At 67.6% G+C, this 17,512-nt stretch carries 18 protein-coding genes and 1 tRNA gene; 6 read left to right on the forward strand and 13 right to left on the reverse strand.

Going from position 1 to position 17,512, the window contains the following annotated elements; translation table 11 throughout:
• The first annotated feature begins 425 nt into the window (after positions 1 to 425).
• From vsr to KA419_17895, 4 genes are read left to right on the forward strand one after another with little or no spacing between them, the layout of a single operon-like run.
• Positions 426 to 821 (forward strand): DNA mismatch endonuclease Vsr, encoded by a 396-nt coding sequence (gene vsr / locus KA419_17880; GenBank protein MBP7867804.1) that lies wholly within the window; start codon positions 426 to 428, stop codon positions 819 to 821.
• Between the two features lie 57 nt (positions 822 to 878).
• Positions 879 to 2,102 (forward strand): DUF1016 family protein, encoded by a 1,224-nt coding sequence (locus KA419_17885; protein ID MBP7867805.1) that lies wholly within the window; start codon positions 879 to 881, stop codon positions 2,100 to 2,102.
• Positions 2,099 to 2,725 (forward strand): DNA-processing protein DprA, encoded by a 627-nt coding sequence (locus KA419_17890; GenBank protein ID MBP7867806.1) that lies wholly within the window; start codon positions 2,099 to 2,101, stop codon positions 2,723 to 2,725. The genes KA419_17885 and KA419_17890 overlap by 4 nt, the downstream gene beginning before the upstream one ends.
• A gap of 25 nt (positions 2,726 to 2,750) precedes the next feature.
• Positions 2,751 to 3,155: a hypothetical protein gene (locus KA419_17895; GenBank protein ID MBP7867807.1), complete on the forward strand. Its 405-nt coding sequence runs from the start codon at positions 2,751 to 2,753 to the stop codon at positions 3,153 to 3,155.
• Here the strand turns inward: KA419_17895 and KA419_17900 are convergent.
• Positions 3,111 to 4,265 carry an integrase arm-type DNA-binding domain-containing protein gene (locus tag KA419_17900; GenBank protein ID MBP7867808.1) on the reverse strand — a complete coding sequence of 385 codons (1,155 nt, stop codon included), beginning with the start codon at positions 4,263 to 4,265 and terminating at the stop codon, positions 3,111 to 3,113. The two genes, KA419_17895 and KA419_17900, sit on opposite strands and share 45 nt — an antisense overlap.
• A gap of 183 nt (positions 4,266 to 4,448) precedes the next feature.
• Positions 4,449 to 4,525: transfer RNA gene (locus tag KA419_17905), tRNA-Met, on the reverse strand.
• A gap of 402 nt (positions 4,526 to 4,927) precedes the next feature.
• Between KA419_17905 and KA419_17910 the strand changes: the two genes are divergently transcribed.
• Together KA419_17910 and KA419_17915 are read left to right on the forward strand one after the other, a co-directional pair.
• Positions 4,928 to 5,137, forward strand: a complete 210-nt coding sequence (locus KA419_17910) for an SAP domain-containing protein (GenBank protein MBP7867809.1) — start codon at positions 4,928 to 4,930, stop codon at positions 5,135 to 5,137.
• A 139-nt stretch (positions 5,138 to 5,276) separates the two neighbouring features.
• Entirely contained in the window at positions 5,277 to 5,618 is a 342-nt protein-coding gene (locus KA419_17915; GenBank protein MBP7867810.1) for a hypothetical protein, read from the forward strand.
• A 213-nt stretch (positions 5,619 to 5,831) separates the two neighbouring features.
• Here the strand turns inward: KA419_17915 and KA419_17920 are convergent, their stop codons facing one another.
• From KA419_17920 to KA419_17970, 11 genes are all read right to left on the reverse strand, one after another.
• Positions 5,832 to 6,494, reverse strand: a complete 663-nt coding sequence (locus KA419_17920) for a response regulator transcription factor (GenBank protein MBP7867811.1) — start codon at positions 6,492 to 6,494, stop codon at positions 5,832 to 5,834.
• 1 nt (position 6,495) lies between these two features.
• Positions 6,496 to 7,656, reverse strand: coding sequence for an ATP-binding protein (locus KA419_17925; protein MBP7867812.1), 1,161 nt, complete (start codon positions 7,654 to 7,656; stop codon positions 6,496 to 6,498).
• A complete protein-coding gene (locus KA419_17930) occupies positions 7,656 to 10,859 on the reverse strand; it encodes a hypothetical protein (protein ID MBP7867813.1) in 3,204 nt (1,067 codons plus the stop codon). Before KA419_17930 ends, KA419_17925 begins: the two co-directional genes overlap by 1 nt.
• The gene (gene uraA, locus KA419_17935; protein ID MBP7867814.1) at positions 10,856 to 12,133 is read right to left on the reverse strand and encodes a uracil permease; all 1,278 of its coding nucleotides are present in this window, start codon (positions 12,131 to 12,133) and stop codon (positions 10,856 to 10,858) included. The genes KA419_17930 and uraA overlap by 4 nt, the downstream gene beginning before the upstream one ends.
• A 157-nt stretch (positions 12,134 to 12,290) precedes the next feature.
• Complete coding sequence (locus KA419_17940) at positions 12,291 to 12,944, reverse strand: FeoA domain-containing protein (GenBank protein ID MBP7867815.1); 654 nt, start codon at positions 12,942 to 12,944, stop codon at positions 12,291 to 12,293.
• A 99-nt stretch (positions 12,945 to 13,043) separates the two neighbouring features.
• Entirely contained in the window at positions 13,044 to 13,904 is an 861-nt protein-coding gene (locus tag KA419_17945) for a hypothetical protein (protein MBP7867816.1), read from the reverse strand.
• On the reverse strand, positions 13,883 to 14,659 hold the full coding sequence (locus KA419_17950) for a 4'-phosphopantetheinyl transferase superfamily protein (GenBank protein ID MBP7867817.1): 777 nt from the start codon (positions 14,657 to 14,659) through the stop codon (positions 13,883 to 13,885). Before KA419_17950 ends, KA419_17945 begins: the two co-directional genes overlap by 22 nt.
• Complete coding sequence (locus KA419_17955) at positions 14,659 to 15,480, reverse strand: ABC transporter permease (protein ID MBP7867818.1); 822 nt, start codon at positions 15,478 to 15,480, stop codon at positions 14,659 to 14,661. The genes KA419_17950 and KA419_17955 overlap by 1 nt, the downstream gene beginning before the upstream one ends.
• Positions 15,477 to 16,028 (reverse strand): HAD hydrolase family protein, encoded by a 552-nt coding sequence (locus tag KA419_17960; GenBank protein MBP7867819.1) that lies wholly within the window; start codon positions 16,026 to 16,028, stop codon positions 15,477 to 15,479. Before KA419_17960 ends, KA419_17955 begins: the two co-directional genes overlap by 4 nt.
• Before the next feature lie 3 nt (positions 16,029 to 16,031).
• A complete protein-coding gene (locus KA419_17965) occupies positions 16,032 to 16,706 on the reverse strand; it encodes a hypothetical protein (GenBank protein MBP7867820.1) in 675 nt (224 codons plus the stop codon).
• Entirely contained in the window at positions 16,699 to 17,496 is a 798-nt protein-coding gene (locus KA419_17970) for a HEAT repeat domain-containing protein (protein ID MBP7867821.1), read from the reverse strand. The genes KA419_17965 and KA419_17970 overlap by 8 nt, the downstream gene beginning before the upstream one ends.
• Positions 17,497 to 17,512 lie beyond the last annotated feature (16 nt).

Consider the following 17,512-nt stretch of genomic DNA (forward strand, 5'->3'; position numbering starts at 1 on the left):
CATAATAGGTATTTTCATACGCTGAAATCGATTGAGGAGACCGTCGAGGATCTGTTCGAATCCTGGCGAGATGGTAGTGCTAATCTCAGGAGATTATGCGCAATTATATAAGTCGCCGAGTATAACCAAGGGTGCCTCCTTTCCCTCGACGACATGGGGACGAGCCATCAGGAGGTCTCGCGTCTTCACCCATGAGTTCGCGTTCGAGAAGTTGGATGGCGTATTCCTGCATGTTCGAGTCTATTTCGACGCAGCGAACCCGGAGCCGACGATGAAGATCTTCAGAAAGTGTGATTTGTATTTTCCTTTCCTGTGGTGCTTCGATCATGAACCACTCTCCAGAGGGCCCAGTTAACACTTGGCTGAGGTATACTGCTTGGCAGGCCCGGTTGTCAACTTACTATTTTTGTTTCGGCTAAGCCGGGATAAAGGGAAAGGACACCCGACCGGAACTGTTCGTAAGAAAACTCGTCTACCATCTGGGGTTCGGATACCGTCTTCACGACCCGCGGCTTCCCGGGAAGCCGGATCTGGTATTCCGTAAAACCCGGAAGGTTATCTTTGTGCACGGATGCTTCTGGCATCGCCATCAGTGCAGGAACGGCAGGGCCAATCCGAAAACCAACAATGAATTCTGGCAGAAAAAGCTGGGGGCCAACGTTTCCAGGGACCGGAGGAACCGGACAGCCCTGAAAAAAGACGGCTGGAAAGTCCTGGTGGTCTGGGAATGCCAGACCGTCGAGGCCCGGCGAGGATGGTTGCAGGACAAACTCGGTAAATTCCTGGGCCCACAACCATCCCCGCAAGGCACTCAGCGGTAGATTGATTTGCCTGCCCTGGAACAAAGGTGCTGTTCTTGGGAAGGAGGAGGCTGAAGCATGGTCAGGAAAAGGAGCTCGACACTGAACAGGCGGGAAACCGGAGAATCGAGGGACGAACGGCTCGACTTCGGGGTCCTCGTGGATGCGATCCGGCGGGCGCACGAGCACTGCGCGACGCAGGCCAGCCGGACGGTCAATGTCAACCTGACCTTGCGCAACTGGCTCATCGGCGCGTATATCCGGGAATACGAGCAGAACGGGGCCGACCGGGCAACCTACGGCGATGCCTTGATGGACAAGCTTGCCGAGAGATTGAAAAACAATGGCATCAACGATCTGGCAGTGCGTACCCTTCGGCAATGCCGCCAGTTCTATGCGGTGTATCCCATGATCCGGCAGACGCCGTCTGCCGATTCCCTTCATGCCCTGTTGCCGACCCCAATTTGGCGGACGCTGTCCGCCAAATGCGCTCCAGCAAACTCCGCGGGCCTCGCCGTGAAGGTCCCGGCAGGAATTCGGGAGTCGTCGTCTGCCGAATCGGGGGTGCCACCGGAGAAACTACTCACTGCGCTTTCCTTCAGCCACTTCGCGGAGCTGATCGCCATCGACGACCCGCTCAAGCGAGCCTTCTACGAGATCGAGTGCCTCAGGGGCAACTGGTCGGTGCGGCAGCTCAGGCGGCAGATCGCCACACTGTATTTCGAGCGCTCGGGACTGTCGACGGACAAGGAGAAGCTGGCGGCGATGGTCAGGGCCGGCGCGGAGACGGCGGAACCGGGGCTGGCCATCCGGGACCCATATGTTTTCGAGTTCCTCGGGCTGAAGGCGAAGGATGCGGTGGAGGAATCCGACCTGGAAGCGGCCCTGGTGGCGAACCTGCGGGACTTCCTGCTGGAGCTGGGGCACGGCTTCTGCCTGGAAGCGCAGCAGAAGAGCATCGTCATCGGCCACACCCGCGGTTTCGTGGACCTGGTGTTCTACCACCGCGTCCTCAAGTGCCACGTGCTCATCGACCTCAAGGTGGACCGGTTCCGCCACGAGGACATCGGTCAGCTCAACACCTACGTGACCTGGTACCGGAAGCACATGATGTCCGAGGGCGACAACCCGCCCGTCGGCCTGCTGCTCTGCACCAAGAAGGACCACGCCCTGGTCGAATACGCCCTGGCGGCCATCGACAACCGGCTCTTCGTCTCGAAATACCAGATGGAGTTGCCGAGTCGGGATGAGCTTCTGCGCTTCCTGGAAGATAAGCGCCGGGAACTCGGTGACGGTACATGATCGGCCGCATCCGGCGCGAAGACCCCGAGTTCCCGGCCGCCCTGCGGGACCGGTCGGGCGAGGGGGCCCCCGACGGCCTTTTCTTCCTGGGCGAAACCGGGGTCCTCCGCCAGCCGCTCCTGGGGTTGGTCTGCTCGGTCCGGTGCCCCGGCGGCATCGTCCTCCGGACCTTCGACGCCGCCCGGGCGCTGCGGGACGCGGGTGTGGCGGTGATCGGAGGTTTCCACTCGCCGATGGAAAAGGAGTGCCTGGACATCCTCCTCCGGGGCCCCCAGCCGGTGGTCCTCTGCCCGGCCCGGGGGCTGGCCGGCATGCGCCTCGGCCCGGTCCCGCGGCAGGTGCTGCGGGAGGGGCGGCTGCTGGTCCTCTCGCCCTTCGCGGAGAATATCCGGCGAACGACGACCGCCCGGGCGGTGCAGCGGAACCACCGGGTGGCGGCCCTTGCCGAGGCGCTGTGGGTCCCCCACGCCTCTCCCGGCGGAAAGGCCTGGACTACCGTTCATGCCGCCCTGGCGCGGCGGCAGCCGGTCTTCACCTTCGTCAACGAACACAATGGCGGATTACTCGAAGCGGGGGCGCGCCCCTTCACCGAGTTGGATCTCGCGGCTTTGGCAAACCGATAACACCATGGATAGGAGACAAGGCACGATGAGCTTTGATCTGGCGGTTTGGTCAAAAAATGCAGTCGCCTCGCCTGCCGAGGCCGGTGAACTCTACGCCCGGCTTTGCGACGATCCGTCGGGCGTGTACGATGATCTCCCGGCGAGCCGCGGGATCGAGACCTTCTACCGGGAACTGACCGCGCAGCATCCGGAGATCGACGACGTTCCGGAGGAGGAGATCGACAATACCGACCTCTGCCCCTGGAGCATCGCCTTCGATCGCTCGGACAAGCACATCCTCCTGTGCGCGGTCTGGTCGAAGGCCGACTACGTGGAGAACCTCGTACGCACACTGGCGGAGAAACACGACCTGGCCCTGTTCAACCCACAGACAGGCACTCTTCATCTACTCCGCCATCCGATGCCCCGGTTCTCCGGGCGGGGCGAATGACGTTTTTGCCATTTCGGGGCGCCGATGATCTGGTGCAACCGGAGAAAACCGGCGGTGGAACCCCTGCTCGTTCAGAATGGTGGAGGCCATGGCCCGGAAGCCGTGGGCGGTCTGCTCCTCGCCCGTGTACCCCAGGCGGATCAGGGCGGAGCGGACGGTGTTCTCCGACATCGGCCGCCCGTCCTTCCGGGCGCTCGGGAAAACGTGCTTCGCTTCCCCCGTCAGGCACTGGACCTCGCGCAGCACGGCCACGGCCTGGCGGGACAGGGGGACGACGTGCAGGGACCGCATCTTCATTTTCCCCGCAGGGATCCGGATTTCGGGGGCATCCAGGTCGATCTCGCCCCACTCCAGGTGACGGAGTTCCCCCGGCCGGAGCATCACCAGGGGGGTCAACCGGAGGGCCGCGCGCGTCACGGGGTCGCCGTGGTAGCCGTCCATGGCCCGGAGGAGCTCCCCGATCGCCTTCGGGTCGACCAGGGTGGCGTGGTTTTTCTCCCGGTGAGGGGCGAGCGCCCCCTTCAGCGCCCCCGAGGGGTCGCTGACCGCCCGCCCCGTCGCGACGGCGTACCGGAAGACGGCCCCGATGATCTGGAGCAGGCGGTGGGCGGTGTAGACCGTGCGTTTCTCGATCCGGCGGCAGACGGTGAGGACGTCCGGGGCGTTCAGATCCTTGATGGCGCGGTCCCCGATGTACGGGAAGACGTCCTTCTCCAGCCACCGGATGATCCGGCTGCAGTGGAGGGGGGTCCAGATCCCGGAGTTCCGGAGGTGCCACTCCCGGGCGATCACCTCGAAGGTGTTCTCATCCGCCACCCGGGCGGCTTTCTTGGCCTGTTTCATCGCGGCCGGGTCGTGGCCCTCCTTGAGGAGCCGGCGGGCCTCGTCCCGCTTGTTGCGGGCCTCCTTGAGGCTGATGAGGGGGTACTCCCCGAAGGAGAGCGACTTGTTCCGCCCGGCAAAGACGAACCCCATCCTCCAGAGCTTGCTCCCGTTCGGCGTCACCAGCAGGTAGAGCCCCTGGCCGTCCGTCACCTTGATCGGTTTTGTCCCGGGTTTAATTGCGCGGATCCTGAGCTCTGTAAGCACTTCGCGTTTTGTTTTTGGCATACGATATTTACACCTCTTTTTGCGGTATCGTATTCTCGACAGGGGTACGATACCGTGAATAATACCGTAGACAATACCGGATGTCAAAGGTTCCCCCCGATCTTTCCCGGACGGGTGAAAAAACGGAAGGCCTTGATTTCTCAAGGCCTTCCGTTTTCTATCGTCCGTTGCCGGACAGGGTACTGGTGCCGGTGCAGGGAATTGAACCCCGGACGCCGCGGATATGAGCCGCGTGCTCTAACCATCTGAGCTACACCGGCACGCGATGGTTCGAACTGAGCCTTTTACACTAATCGTCCCCGGGTGTCAAGAGCGGTTTTCAGCGAGGAAACGAAATTGTCGTCGCCGGCCGGCGGGAGGAAAAGGGCTGCGTCGAACGGTTTGCCCTGGCTGCGCCGAATGGTACTTTTCCGGATGGTACTTTCCGGAGGGTGATTTTCCCGGGTGGCCTTTGGCCCGGGCGACCGTCGGTTGGCCGGGGGTCCGTGAAGCGCGGCGGCGCCCGGAAATGGGTACTTGTGCGGATTGATCCGGGCTTGCCCCGGGAGCATCATGGGGGTGAACAGGACGTCGAGGAGGGGTGCCCTCTCGCCCGGTCCCCCCCGGAGACGCCGTGGGGAATTGAGGCCGGGCGAGCGGGGACGGTCCGAAATGGAGGCCGCATGAGACTGGAGGAGATCAAGAAAATCGCCCAGGGGTTCGGAATCCGACCCCAGGGGATGAAGAAGGGCGAGTTGATCCGCACCATCCAGACCACGGAGCAAAACATCCCTTGCTACGGGACCGAGCGCGTGGATCACTGCCACGAGACGCGGTGCCTATGGTCCGGGGATTGCCGGAGAGAACGCGAGGCCCGGGCCGGTCACTCCTGAGGGGCCGGGGCCTGCCGTGAACGGGGGCGGACCGAGGAACCGCCCCGATGTCGCCCGTGAGAGGCGGGGTTAAGAGAGGCCGTGGACGGCCCGGAAGGCCGTTCCGCGGGTTTCCCGAAAAGGGGGGGAGGGGATTCGAATGGCTGCCAACTTCCGCATCCTGGCCCGGCAGGACCATGGGGAGGTTTGTGTCTCCCTGGCGGGGGACTTCGACGGTTCCTCCGCCTGCGAACTCGTCAACTTCCTGCAGGACACCGCGCCGGGCCACCCGCACCTGACCGTCGACACCCGGGGGCTGGGCGTCGTCCATCCCTTCGGGGTCCAGGTCTTCCAGAACCGCCGGGGGATGCTCAACCCCTCGGCGCCCCGCATCGCCCTCACGGGCCGTCACGCCGAGACCCTGTGGCCCGAGGCGGCAACGAAGCGGCCTCGGCGGCCGTCGCCGGGGATTCACCGCCACAGCCGGGCCCTGGCCCGGTAAACCCGGACGCCACCGCAATACCCGGAAAACGAACGGGTTCGTGTCTGCAGGGCCTGGGGTGAGCCATCGCCCGGGGGGCGGGGATACTTGTGCGGGGTCGGCAGCAGGACGGACTCGCAACACCCGGGAAGCAAACGGGAATGTGTTGTTATGTGTTTGGTTGAGCCATCGCCCGGAGGGCGATGGTACTTTAAGAGCCGATGCACGCCAGGGTCAGCGGGCGCCGACGTCGACGTAGCCTTTCCGGATGGAGTAGCGGACCAGGTCCGCCACGTTGTGGATCTGGAGCTTCGCGGCGATGTTCTCCCGGTGGCGGTGGACGGTGCGCACGCTGATCCGGAGGAGGTCGGCGATCTCCTTGTTGGTTTTTCCCTCGGCGACGAGCTTGAGGACCTCCCGCTCTCGGCAGGTCAGGACCTCGGCGCGGGCGGCCTCGATCCCCCGCTGCCGGAGGGTGGAGAGCGCCTCCGCCGCCTCCAGGGCGAGCCGGGGGGAAACGTAGACCTCCCCCCGGCCCACCGTCTCGATGGCGTCGAGAAGTTCCCGGTCCGAATCCTCCTTGAGGACGTACCCCCGCGCCCCGGCCCCCAGGGCGTGGTAGAGGTACTCCTTCGACCGGTGCATGCTCAGGATGATGACCCTGACGTCCGGGTAGAGGCTGCGGATCTCCCGGGCGGCCTCGATCCCCCGGATCCGGGGCATCGCGACGTCGAGGACGACCAGGTCGGGAAGGGTTCGCTTGAGCAGTTCCAGGAGTTCGAACCCGTCCGCGGCCTCCCCGCAGACCTCGAGACCGGGGACCTCCTCGAGGATTTTCCGGATGCCCTGCCGCAGCATGGCGTGATCGTCGGCCAGGATGACGCGGCGGGGTTTCATCTCATCCCTCGTCGCTCACCGGCAGGGTGAGGGTGAGCAGGGTGCCGCACCCCGGGCCCCCGCCGACCGTCAGGCGGCCGCCCAGGACCCGGACCCGTTCCCTCATGGCGGTCAGCCCCAGGCCGCGGCGCCCCGGGGCCTTCGCCGCCACGGCCCGGGGGTCGAAGCCCACCCCGTCGTCGGCGATGCGCACCACCATGCCACCCCGGGTGCGGCGGACCCCGAACCGCACGTTGCGGGCCTCCGCGTGGCGGGCGATGTTGGTGAAGGCCTCCTGGAGGACGCGGTAAACCAGGATCCGGGCTTCGGGGGAGGTGAAGCCGTCCAGAACGGCGGGGTCGCTCTCCAGGACGACGTGGAAGTGGGGCGCGAACTCCTCCACCAGGTTCCGGACGGCGGCGGAGAGCCCGAGGTCCTCGAGGGCGGGCGGCGAGAGGTCCATGGAGAGCCTCCGCACCCGCTCGATGAGTTCGTCGGCATAGCCTATCATCTTCTCGCACTCCTCCCGGAGAAGCGGCTCTTCCGCCGGGAGCTTCCGGGCGATGGCGCGGACCCGGAGCTTGAGGACCGTCAGGGCCTGGCCCATCTCGTCGTGCAGCTCCACCGAAAGGCGGCGGCGCTCGGTTTCCTGCGCCCGCAGCAGGTGGTCCGACAGGCGGCGCAGGGCCCGCTCCGACTCCCGCAGGGCCGTCTCCGCCCGCTTGCGCTTCCGGACCTCCCGGGCCAGCGACCGGTTGGTCAGCTCCAGCTCCCGCGTCCGTTCCCTGACCCGGGTCTCGAGCCGGTCCCGGGCGTCGACCAGCTCGCGCTCCATCCGCTTCCGGTCGGTGATGTCGACGAAGAGGCTCTGCTTGGAAACGGTGTCCCCGTCGAGGCGCACCGGGGTGTTGATGACGTAGAACCAAAGGTTGTCCTTGGGGCTCTGGATCTCCCACCGCACGGTCTCCCCCGCGAAGACCCGCTCGTTGACGCACCAGGGGCAGACGGAGTCCCGGTTGTGGAGGACCTCGTAGCAGAGCCTGCCCGTACCGTCGTAGCCGGTCCGCCGGATGAGGTTGTCGTTCATGTACTCCACGCGGTAGTCCCGGGAGCAGACGTAGATGTAGCCGTCGAAGCCTTCCAGGATGGCCTGGAACCGGGCCAGGCGGTCGGCGATGCTCATCAGTACCCTTCCAGCCCCGGGTAGCAGCCGATTTTCGCCCCGTCGGCAGCCGCGGTGAAAACGTCCCCCGACAGCTGCCCCTCCGCTTCCACCGCGATCCAGGCAACCTGGGCGTAGGTCCCCGGGAACAGGGCCGCCACGTCGAAACTCATGGAATACCCGGCGGAGATGCTGGAGGGGTGCGTTCCCCGGAGCACCCCGTCGGAACCGTAGGCCTTCAGGGTGAAGGGCAACGACAAGCCCGTGCGGTTGACGAGCTTGACCACGCTGCCGTAGCCGCCCCCGGCACGGATCACCGGGAAGACCAGGCGATTGGAACCCGTGGAGGCGGCCGGGAGGCCGTCGAAGCGGAAGCTGCCGCCCCGCGAGACGAAGAGCTCGAAGCCGGTCAGCGGTTGGGCCGAGGAGATCTTCAGGTAGGAGGAGCCGGCGACCGGGACCCCGACGAAGAGCCCCCAGACCTCGCGGGTGATCTGCTGGAGCGGTTCCACCGGCCACTCGGCCAGCTGAAGGGTCTGCCCCTCCGCGCCGTGGACGGTCACCTGCGCCTTGGCCGCGCTCCCCCCGAGGCAGGAGAAGGTGATGCCGGTGAAGTAGTCGGCGTTGGCGGGGACCTCGCTGAACACCAGTTCGTAACTGCCAGGCAGGGAGGCCGGGGACGGCTCGGGGGCCCCGTTCTTCGCCAGGGCGATCCCCTGGGAGAAGGCCGGCAGGCCGGCGAAACCCATCTCCCCCCACTTCCCGAACAGTTCGAACCCGATGAGGGGCTGGCTGGAAGCGACCCGGACGAAGCGGATCTGCAGGGGGTCCGTGACGGTGGGGAACACCTGTTCCACCAGGCGGACGTACTTCCCGCCCTCGGGGACGCTCTCCACGTGCGTGCCCAGCAGGTTCCCGTTCTCGTTGTAGGCGTCCAGGGTGACCTGGGCCGTGTTGTTGCCGACGTTGATGAGGGTGATCCCGGTGAAGTAGGCGTTGGCGACCCCCGGCTGCGTGTAGACGTAGGGGAATACCAGGCTCGGGGAGGAGACCGCCGTCATGGGCAGGGTGATCAGGGACTGGCCGTCCTGGGTGCCGAACTCGAGAAGCCCCTTCAGCGGGGAAGCGCTGGTGATCCGGACCCAGGTGTCCTGGGCGAGGGTGGAGGGGCTGAACCAGGACACGACGTCGAGGGAGGCGCTGCCCAGGGGCGGAAGGTGGTCGAGCGTCTTCGACTCCAGGGACACGCCGGCCGCATTGACCGCTTCGAAGGTGACGGGGTTGTCGGCGGCGCCGAGGTTGACGACGTTGATCCGGGTCCACCAGTCGAGGGTGCCGGCCATGTGGGCGCAGTAGATCTCGTTGAGGGGGGTGAGGGCGAAGACCCCGGTCCCCCAGGTGCCGGCCAGGAGGGTCCGCGCCACGCCGCCCGCGCACGCGAGCCCCCGGACGGCCTGGTCCTCGAGCCCCCGGTTGAAGGACGCCCAGGTCTGGCCGCCGTCGAGGCTCCGGTACACCCCGCGGGAGTACGTGCCGACGTAGACGATCCTCGGGTCGGCCGGGTCGAAGAGCACGTGGATGGGACTCTCGTTGTCCAGTTCCTTGCCCAGGTCGACCTTCACCCAGTTGTCGCCGCTGTTGACGGAGCGGTAGAGCCCTCCCTCGGTCCCGGCGTAGAGGGTGGTGGGGGTCGTCGGGTGGACGGCGATGGAGCGGACGTTGCTCGGGTCGAACCCCGCCGAGATCTCCGTCCAGTTCGCCCCGCCGTCGGGGCTCCGGTACAGGGTGCCCCCGCCGGCGTAGAGCACCTGGGGGTCGGTGGGGTCGACGGCCAGGGTGTAGATGGCGGCATGGTCGATCCCCTGGTTGACCGGGACCCAGGACGCCCCGCTGTTGGCGGACGTGTAGACCCCGGCCGCCGTGCTCCCCGCGTACAGGCGCTGGGCGTTTACCGGGTCGGCCACGATGCAGGTCAGGCTCCCCACGGGGCCCACGTTGACGGGTGCGGACCAGGTCGCCCCCCCGTTCGTGGTGCCGTAGAAGGAACTCCCCGCGACGGCGAAGGCGGTCGTGGGGCTCTCCGGCCGGAAAGCCAGCCCGTAGGCCATGCCGTCGAAGACGGTCCGCTCCCAGCTCTCGCCCGCGTCGTCCGTCCGGTAGATGCTGAAGTTGGCCGAGGCGTAGGCGACGGGGGTCGCGGGGTGGGCCGTCAGGGACAGGACCGCCGCGTTGCGGAGGCCGTTGTTGACGGGTTGCCAGGTCTGGGCCCCGTCGATGCTCCGGTACAGGCCGTGGGACACCGTGCCGGCGTAGAGGGTGTTCGGGAGGAACGGGTGCGCGAGGATGCGGTAAACGAACGCCGTCGGCAGCCCGAAGTTGGCGCTGGTCCAGGTCGTGCCGCCGTTGACGGTCTTGAGCACCCCGTGACTCTCGGTGCCCACGAAGAACTTGTCCGGCGTGAAGGGGTCCGCGGTCATGCTCTGGATGTTGCTGGACACCTGGGCCGCCTGCACCCAGTTGCCCCCGCCGTCCACCGACTTGTACACGAAGGGGCCCGAGGTGGCGTAGAGCGTCTGCGGGGCGGCGGGGTCCACCACCAGCGTGCCGATGGGCCCGTCCGGAATCCCGGTGCTCGCGGGGACCCAGGTCACCCCGGCGTCGACGGACTTGAAGACCTTGTCCGACATGGTCCCCGCGTAGATCGCCACCGGGGCGCTCGGGGTCACCGCGAGGCACTGGACGAACTTGCCCTGGAGGGCCGTGCCGGTCTGTGCCCAGTTCTCCCCGCGGTTGGTCGTCTTGAACACGCCGTTGAAGGTGGCCACGTAGACGACGCCCGGCGTCACGAAGTCGTACGCCATGTCCCAGATGTTCAGGGAGGTGAGCCCGTTGTTCCGGGCGTACCAGGAGACGCCGTCGTCGGTGGTCTTCATGACGCCGAACCCGTTCGTCCCCGCCAGGAGGTTGCGCTGGAGGTGCGGGTCCACGGCGATGTGGCCCGGCATCCTGCCGCTGAGCACCGAATACCAGGAGTCCCCGGCGCTGGTGCTGCGGTACAGGCCGTTGGAACTGGTCCAGGCGTAGACCGCCCCCGTCATGTAGTCCACGGCCAGGGACCCGATCATCCCCCCCTCCGGGAAGCGGGTCGTCCACATGTTGTCCCCGGCGGGCGCCGGGCAAAGGCAGGCGGACAGAGCCGCCAGGATCAAGAGCGTGCGTTTCATTCCATTCCCTCCTTGTCCAGGGTGTCGTTCAACCAACCCAGCTTTCCCAGCACGTGGAGGAGCAGGGCGATGGCGATCCCGGTGACGGCGGCCAGGGCCATCCCCTTCAGCTCCACCGTGCCGATCTCGATCTTCGCCCCGCTCACCCCGACGATGAAGACCACGGCCGCCATGACGAGGTTGGCGTTCCGGCCCAGGTCCACCCGCCGCTCCACGAGCACGCGAATGCCCGACGCGGCGATGACGCCGAAGAGCAGCAGGCAGATCCCGCCCATCACGGGCACGGGGATGGTCCGGATGATGGCGGCGAACTTGCCCAGGAAGGACACGGCCACGGCGATCAGGGCCGCCACCCGGATCACCCACACCGAGTAGACCCGGGTGATGGCCATGACCCCGATGTTCTCGCCGTAGGTGGTGTTGGGCGGGGCCCCGGTGAAGCCGGAGATCACGTTGCTGACCCCGTCCCCCAGCAGCGAGCGGTGGAGCCCGGGGTCTCGGACCAGGTCCTCCCCCGTGATGTTGCCGGTGACGATGAGGTGCCCCACGTGTTCCGCCAGGACCACCAGCATGGCCGGCGCAATGATGAGGATGGCCCCCGCGTCGAACACAGGGGCGTGGAAGTCGGGCAGCGTGAGCCAGGCGGCCTCGGCGACGGCGCGGTGGTCCACCATCCCCAGCGCGGCCGCGAGAGCGTACCCGGCGGACACGGCCGTCAGCACGGGGATCGCCCGGAAGCGCCCCCGCAGGGTGAGGGAGCCCACGATCCCGCAAATCAGGGTGAAACCCGCCACGAGCGGGGCGCGGTGATCGTGGCAGTCCCCCACCAGGCCGGACATGGAGGCCGCCGCGGGGGCCAGTTCGAGGCCGATGACCGCCACCACCGCCCCCATCACGGGCGCGGGCATGACGATGTCAAGCCACCGCGTCCCCGCCCAGCGGATGACGAACGAAACCGCCACGAAGAAGAGCCCGAAGACGATGAAACCGCTCTGGGCGTGCGCGTAGCCCGACTTGGAGATGATGAGCAGGGTGGGCGCGATAAAGGCGAAGCTGGAGCCCAGGTAGGCCGGGATCCCGCCCCGGGTGAAGAAGGAATAGACCAGGGTCCCGAGGCCGTTCATGAGGAGGGCGAGGCCGGGGTCCACCTTGAACATGAGCGGCACCAGCACGGTGGCGCCGAACATCGCCATCAGGTGCTGCAGGCTGAGGGGAAGGGTGTGCAGAAGGGGAAGCGTCTCGCGGATGCCGACAATCCGGGGAGTCTGCGCCATGGAGAGACCTTTCGGAAAAATTTGGATCCCCCCGCGCGCTTTTGCGGCGCGCGACGGCTCTGGCGTCACACCGGGGGCGGTCAGAGCAGGATCCTGCCGCCAGTTTACGCCAAGCCGGGCAAATGTCAAGCCGGAGAGAGGACCGGGGCCGCGGGTGTCACCCGTCGCGGCGGACGTAGATCTCTTCCGCCACCGACTGCTCGATGGCCACCTGGGTCTCCTCGACCTTCACCACCACGGCCGGGGACCGCTGGACGAGGGTGACCGCCGTCCCCGGGTGGATGCCGAACGAATAGAGCTTCTTGATCCGGTTGTAGTTGCGGGAGGAGATGTAGGAAACCACCGCCGGTTCGCCCACCTTGATCTGGGGGAGGGGCGCCACGATGGCTTCCACGGAGTTCCGGGCCTGCCGGCAGCACTCGCCCTCGGGGATGGGCAGCCCGTGGGGGCACTGGGAGGGGTGCCCGAGGAGGGTGCAGATGGAATCCACGATGCCCGGCGTCAGGGTGTGCTCGAAGGTGCAGGCCTCGTCCTCCGAGGACTCCTCCTCCAGGTTCAGGACGTCCTTCAGCAGCCGCTCCGCCAGGCGGTGGCGTCGGATGACGCCGCGGGCGGCCTCCTCCCCCTCCGCCGTCAGCACGAGGTCATCCCCCTCCAGCCGGATCAGTTTCTCCTCCAGCAGGGGGCGAAGGCGGGCCTCCTCGAAATATCCCGGGTCCTTGCCCTTCAGGGCGGTCAGGGTCCGAATCCCTTCCTCCCGGCAGGTCCATACCGCTTCCAGGATCTCGTCTCGGATGTTGTGGTCTTGCATCGATTCTCCTTCTCGGATCGATTACCCCCGAGGGGACGTCGGGCCGGGCCGGGCCGTGGGGACCTGGGCCCGGGCCGGGACGGCCCGTGGGAGGGGGGGTCAGTTCACGCTCCCGGTGTCTTCCTTCCGGCAGCTCAACATGAAGCGCAGGAGCGTGTCCCAGCCGCCGTCGGGAACGACCACGTGGAACAGCCGGCGGTCGGCCTCCGCCGGGGCCATCCCCACGCTCAGGCCGCCCATGGAATCGGCCAGTTCGCAGAGCCGTTCCTCGTCCGCCCCGTGCCCGATCACCAGCGGGGCGGCCACGTGCATCCCGGACACGGCCCCCTCGAACAGGCTCAGCTTGTCCGGGGCCCCGGACCGGATCGGCCGGGCGAGGCCCGCGAAGCGGTCCCGCTCCCAGAGCACCCGGTTGGCCGCGGCGAAGTGCAGCAGGACCTCCTTGCCGGTTTCCTTCCGGACCACTCCCGGGAACCGGTCGAGCACGATGTCCAGCCCCAGGCTGACGATCCCCGTGGGGACCCGCTCGGCCAGGTACCGCACGCACAGGGCCGCCCCCGGCCGGAGGCCCCGCCAGGCCGAGCCCAGGGCGCGTTCCATCACGGTGCGGGGGACCCCCCGGCAGGCGTCGGTGAAGAGTTCCTGCATCCGGGCGTTCTTCATCGGGGCGGGGATCGGGGCGCCCCGCAGCCAGGAGAGGAGGACCCCCGCCCGGACCAGCCGGAAGAGGGGGCCCAGGCGCCCCGGGTGCAGGAGGGCGGTGCAGGCGAGGAGCCGGGCCGTCTCCCGGGCCAGGTTCACCTGGGTGAACCCCGCGACCAGGCACTCGTCCACGTCCAGGACCGCCACGTCGGCCAGCTCGAAGCGGACCCGGATCTCCTCCTCGCCGACCCGGGAAAGGACCCCGGGCACGACTTCCTCGTAAGCGACGGGGGACGTCAGGAGTTGGGCATCGGCCACGGCCGGACCCTCCCGGTATTATTCCACGCCAGGCAGCGAACGGTGCGGACCTCGGGAGGGACCGCGGCCGCGGCCCGGAACCCTTCGACGGACGGCAGATCGACCAGCCGGAAGTCGCCCCCCGAGGCCCCCCGCGGCGCCCCCTCCGGGAGGCGGACGCGGCCGGCGGTCACGTCCACCGACGGAAGGCACAGGAACAGGCCGGCGCCCACCGCCTTGACGAAGGCCTCCTTGCGTGTCCAGATCCGGAAGAACGCGTCCACGCAGGCCTCGCCGGAGAGGCCCTCCAGCACCCGGACCTCCGCGGGGTGAAAGAAGCGGCGCCCGATCCCCCGCACGTCCACCGCCGGGTCGACGGCCTCGAGGTCCACCCCCGTCTCCCCATCCCGGCAGACGCCCACCAGGACCAGGTCGCCGGAGTGGGCCAGGTTGAAACGGAAAGGGGGCGCCTCCCCCGAAACCGGCGCGAGGCGGGGCTTGCCGTAGGTCCCCGTCTCGAAGGAGAGTTCCCCGGGCGGGGAGCCCGCGTAACGCGACAGGACCCGCCGGAGCACGACGTGGGCGAAGCGGAAGCGCCGGGCGTGCACCGGGAAACGGAACCGCGCGGCCCGGGCCCTCTCGTCCTCCGAGAGGACGCCGCCCCCGTCGTCAGGTGGCGCCGGCTCCCCTTCGCCGTCCGCCAGCCAGAGGTGCACCTCGCCCGGCCGGAGGCGGTCCGGGGTCTGGGGTTCGGGGTGAGACGGGCTCGCGGCCATCACAGAACGTCTGCAAACTCGTGCTTGAAACGGTTGAAGAAAAAGTACCCGGCGATAAAGACGACCACGGCGAACAGCGCGAAGGCCCCCAGGCCAGCCAGGTCGGGGACGCGGCCCCTGAGCATCACGTCCCGGTAGCTCTCCACCAGGGCGGCCCACGGGTTGAGGGCGGACCACTTCCGGATGTCCTCGGGGATGACGTCGAGGGAGTAGAAGATCGGCGAGAGGTACATCCACATGACCAGCACCTGGTTGATGAGCTGGGCCATGTCGCGGACGAAGACGTTGACGGCCGCGGCGATCCACCCGAGCCCCAGGGTCAGGGTCACCTGGAGCCCGACCAGCAGCGGGAGGAAGAGCATGCAGGGCGTCGGGGGCGACCCCGCGAGCGCCCCGGCCAGCACGAGGATGGCCATCCCGATGGCCAGGTTCACCACGTGGGACAGCACCAGGTACATCGGGAGGATCTTCGCCGGGAACATGACTTTCTTGAGGAGGTTGGCGTTGTCCACCAGCACCCCGGTGCAGCGGCCCACGGACTCGTGGAACGCCATCCAGGGCACCATCCCGCAGTAGATGAAGAGGGCGGAGTGCGCGAGGCCGGACGGCTGGTCGCCGAAGCGGACCTTGAAGATGACTGAGAAGACGAAGGTGTATATCCCTAGTAGAATCAGGGGGTTGATGACGGACCAGTAAAAGCCGAAGAAGGAGCCCACGTAGCGTTCGCGGAGGTCCTTCCGGATGTAGCTGACCAGGAGGTCTTTCTGGCGGTAGTAGTACTGGATCCGGTGAAGGACGGGGGGGCGACCGCGGGGCGTCATGGGGTGTCTCCGGGGGCGGCCAGGAACGACGACACCAGCGCGTCCAGGCGCCCCTGGCCCGCGAGCACCCACTCCACCATCTCACGAAGGGCGCCGTCGCCGGCGGGCGCGTCGGTGACCGCGTGGGCCAGGGCGCGGAGCGCTTCCGGCGCGTGGGGGACAGTCACGGACACGCCGGCGCGGGCCATGGCGCCGGCGTCGGGAAGGTCGTCGCCCATGTAGAGGGTCTGGTCCGGCTTCACCCCGAAGCGGCCGCAGATCCGGTCGAGGTCCGCCACCTTGTCGCCGCTGCCCTGCACGACGTCGTCGATGCCGAGCCCTGCGGCCCGGTGGACGACGCACGCGGAACAGCGGCCGGAGAGGATGGCGAAGGCCAGCCCCGCCTTCCGGCCGAGTTGGATGCCGAAGCCGTCCATGGCGGAGAAGCGCTTGAACTCGTTCCCCCAGTCGTCGAACCAGATGGACCCGTCCGTCCAGACCCCGTCGAGGTCGGTCACGATCAGGCGGACGGTGTTCAGGTCGAAATGGGCGCCGGGGCGAATCCGCATGGCTCAGTCCCCGGGAGGCGGTTCCGTCGCCGCGGGGGCGGCGGGCCGGGCCTTCTTCTTCACCATGGCGACGGCACTCTCCCGGACCCGCTCCGAGGCCTCGGCGATGGTGGCGGCGCCTGTCTTCACGCCGTCCAGGTCGCCGGATCGCAGCAGGCCCTCCACCCGGAGCAGGTCCTGCTCGAGCCCCTTCAGGCGGCTTTGCAGCGCCGTGTATTCGGCGGCGGCCCGGGAGCGGGGCGAAACGACGGCGTCCATGGCCTGTCGGGCGGCCGACAGGGAACTCCGGGAAGCGGAAAGGCAATCGTTCGCCTCCGCCCGTCGCGCCGCGCCCTGGGTTTCCACGCGGGCCTGCGAGGACAGGTCCATTAGTTCCCGGGCCAGGCGCGCGGCCTCGCCCGTTTCCCCCTTCGAGAGGGCGCCGTCCAGCTCGGCCTTCTTTTTCACGAGGGCTTCCCAGGTCCGGGGGACCAGCTTGTCGGCCCCGGCCTGGCGGGCGGATTCCATGGCCGCCACCCCCGCGTCGATGCGCTCGACGGGCACGCGGCCCGAGCAGCCCGGGAGGAAAAACAGCAGGGCCCCCAGGAAAGCGGCCGCACCCGCGGGGACGCGGCGCCTCCCCGAACGGGGACGAACCGTGACGGCGGGGGCCAGGCGGTTGGGGCGGCGCTCAGGCATGGGCGGGCAACTTCACGCCGGCGGGCTTGACCAGCCGGTCGTTCTCCTTGAACTGGTCCCAGGTCTCCATGGGGACGCACAGGTACTTCGTCTTGCCGTCCGGCTCCTTGACGACGAGAAAGTAGTAGGTGTACATCGCCTTGCTGGCCATGTTGTCCTCCACGATCTCGAAGGTGTCGTTGACCCGGTAGCGGACGCTCACCACGCCGTCCGCGGGCATCACCTGGGTGTAGGACATCCAGGCCTGGTACCAGCCGCGGACGTTGAACCGGTTGCGCTCGTGCGCAATGAAACGGGCGAGGATTTTCGCGCTCTGCTCGGTGGGCACCTTCCCCAGGGCCTCGGCCGCCCACATCCGGACGTCGGGCGAGGGGTCCCGGATCAGGGCCCCGACGTGTTCAACGAACTCTTTTTGCATCATGTACTTAAGCCCCTGGATCGCCCCCAGGCGGACGAGTTCGTTGCTGTCGGTGAGGCTCCGGAGGAGGAGGGGCACCGCCGCCTCGCTCTTGATGTTCCCCAGGAGGTAGAGGGCGATCTTGCGCTCCTGGGCCTTGGGGCTCTCCTTGGCCTTCTCCAGGAGGTACGGTTCCGCCTCGGCGCCCATGGCGATGATGGTGTTGCAGGCGGCCTCGGCCTTTTCGAAGCTCGTGTCCTCGGACACGATGGTGTCGAAACACCAGCTCACCCGGAGGTAGCGGACGATGGGCCGGTGGAAGATCGCGAAGACCAGCCCGCCGACCACGAGGACGGGGAGCACGAAATACTTGAGGATCAGTTTGAAGTGCACGGGTTGCCTTCCCCTG

The organism is Acidobacteriota bacterium (genome assembly GCA_018001935.1).
Taxonomy (GTDB): domain Bacteria; phylum Acidobacteriota; class JAAYUB01; order JAAYUB01; family JAAYUB01; genus JAGNHB01.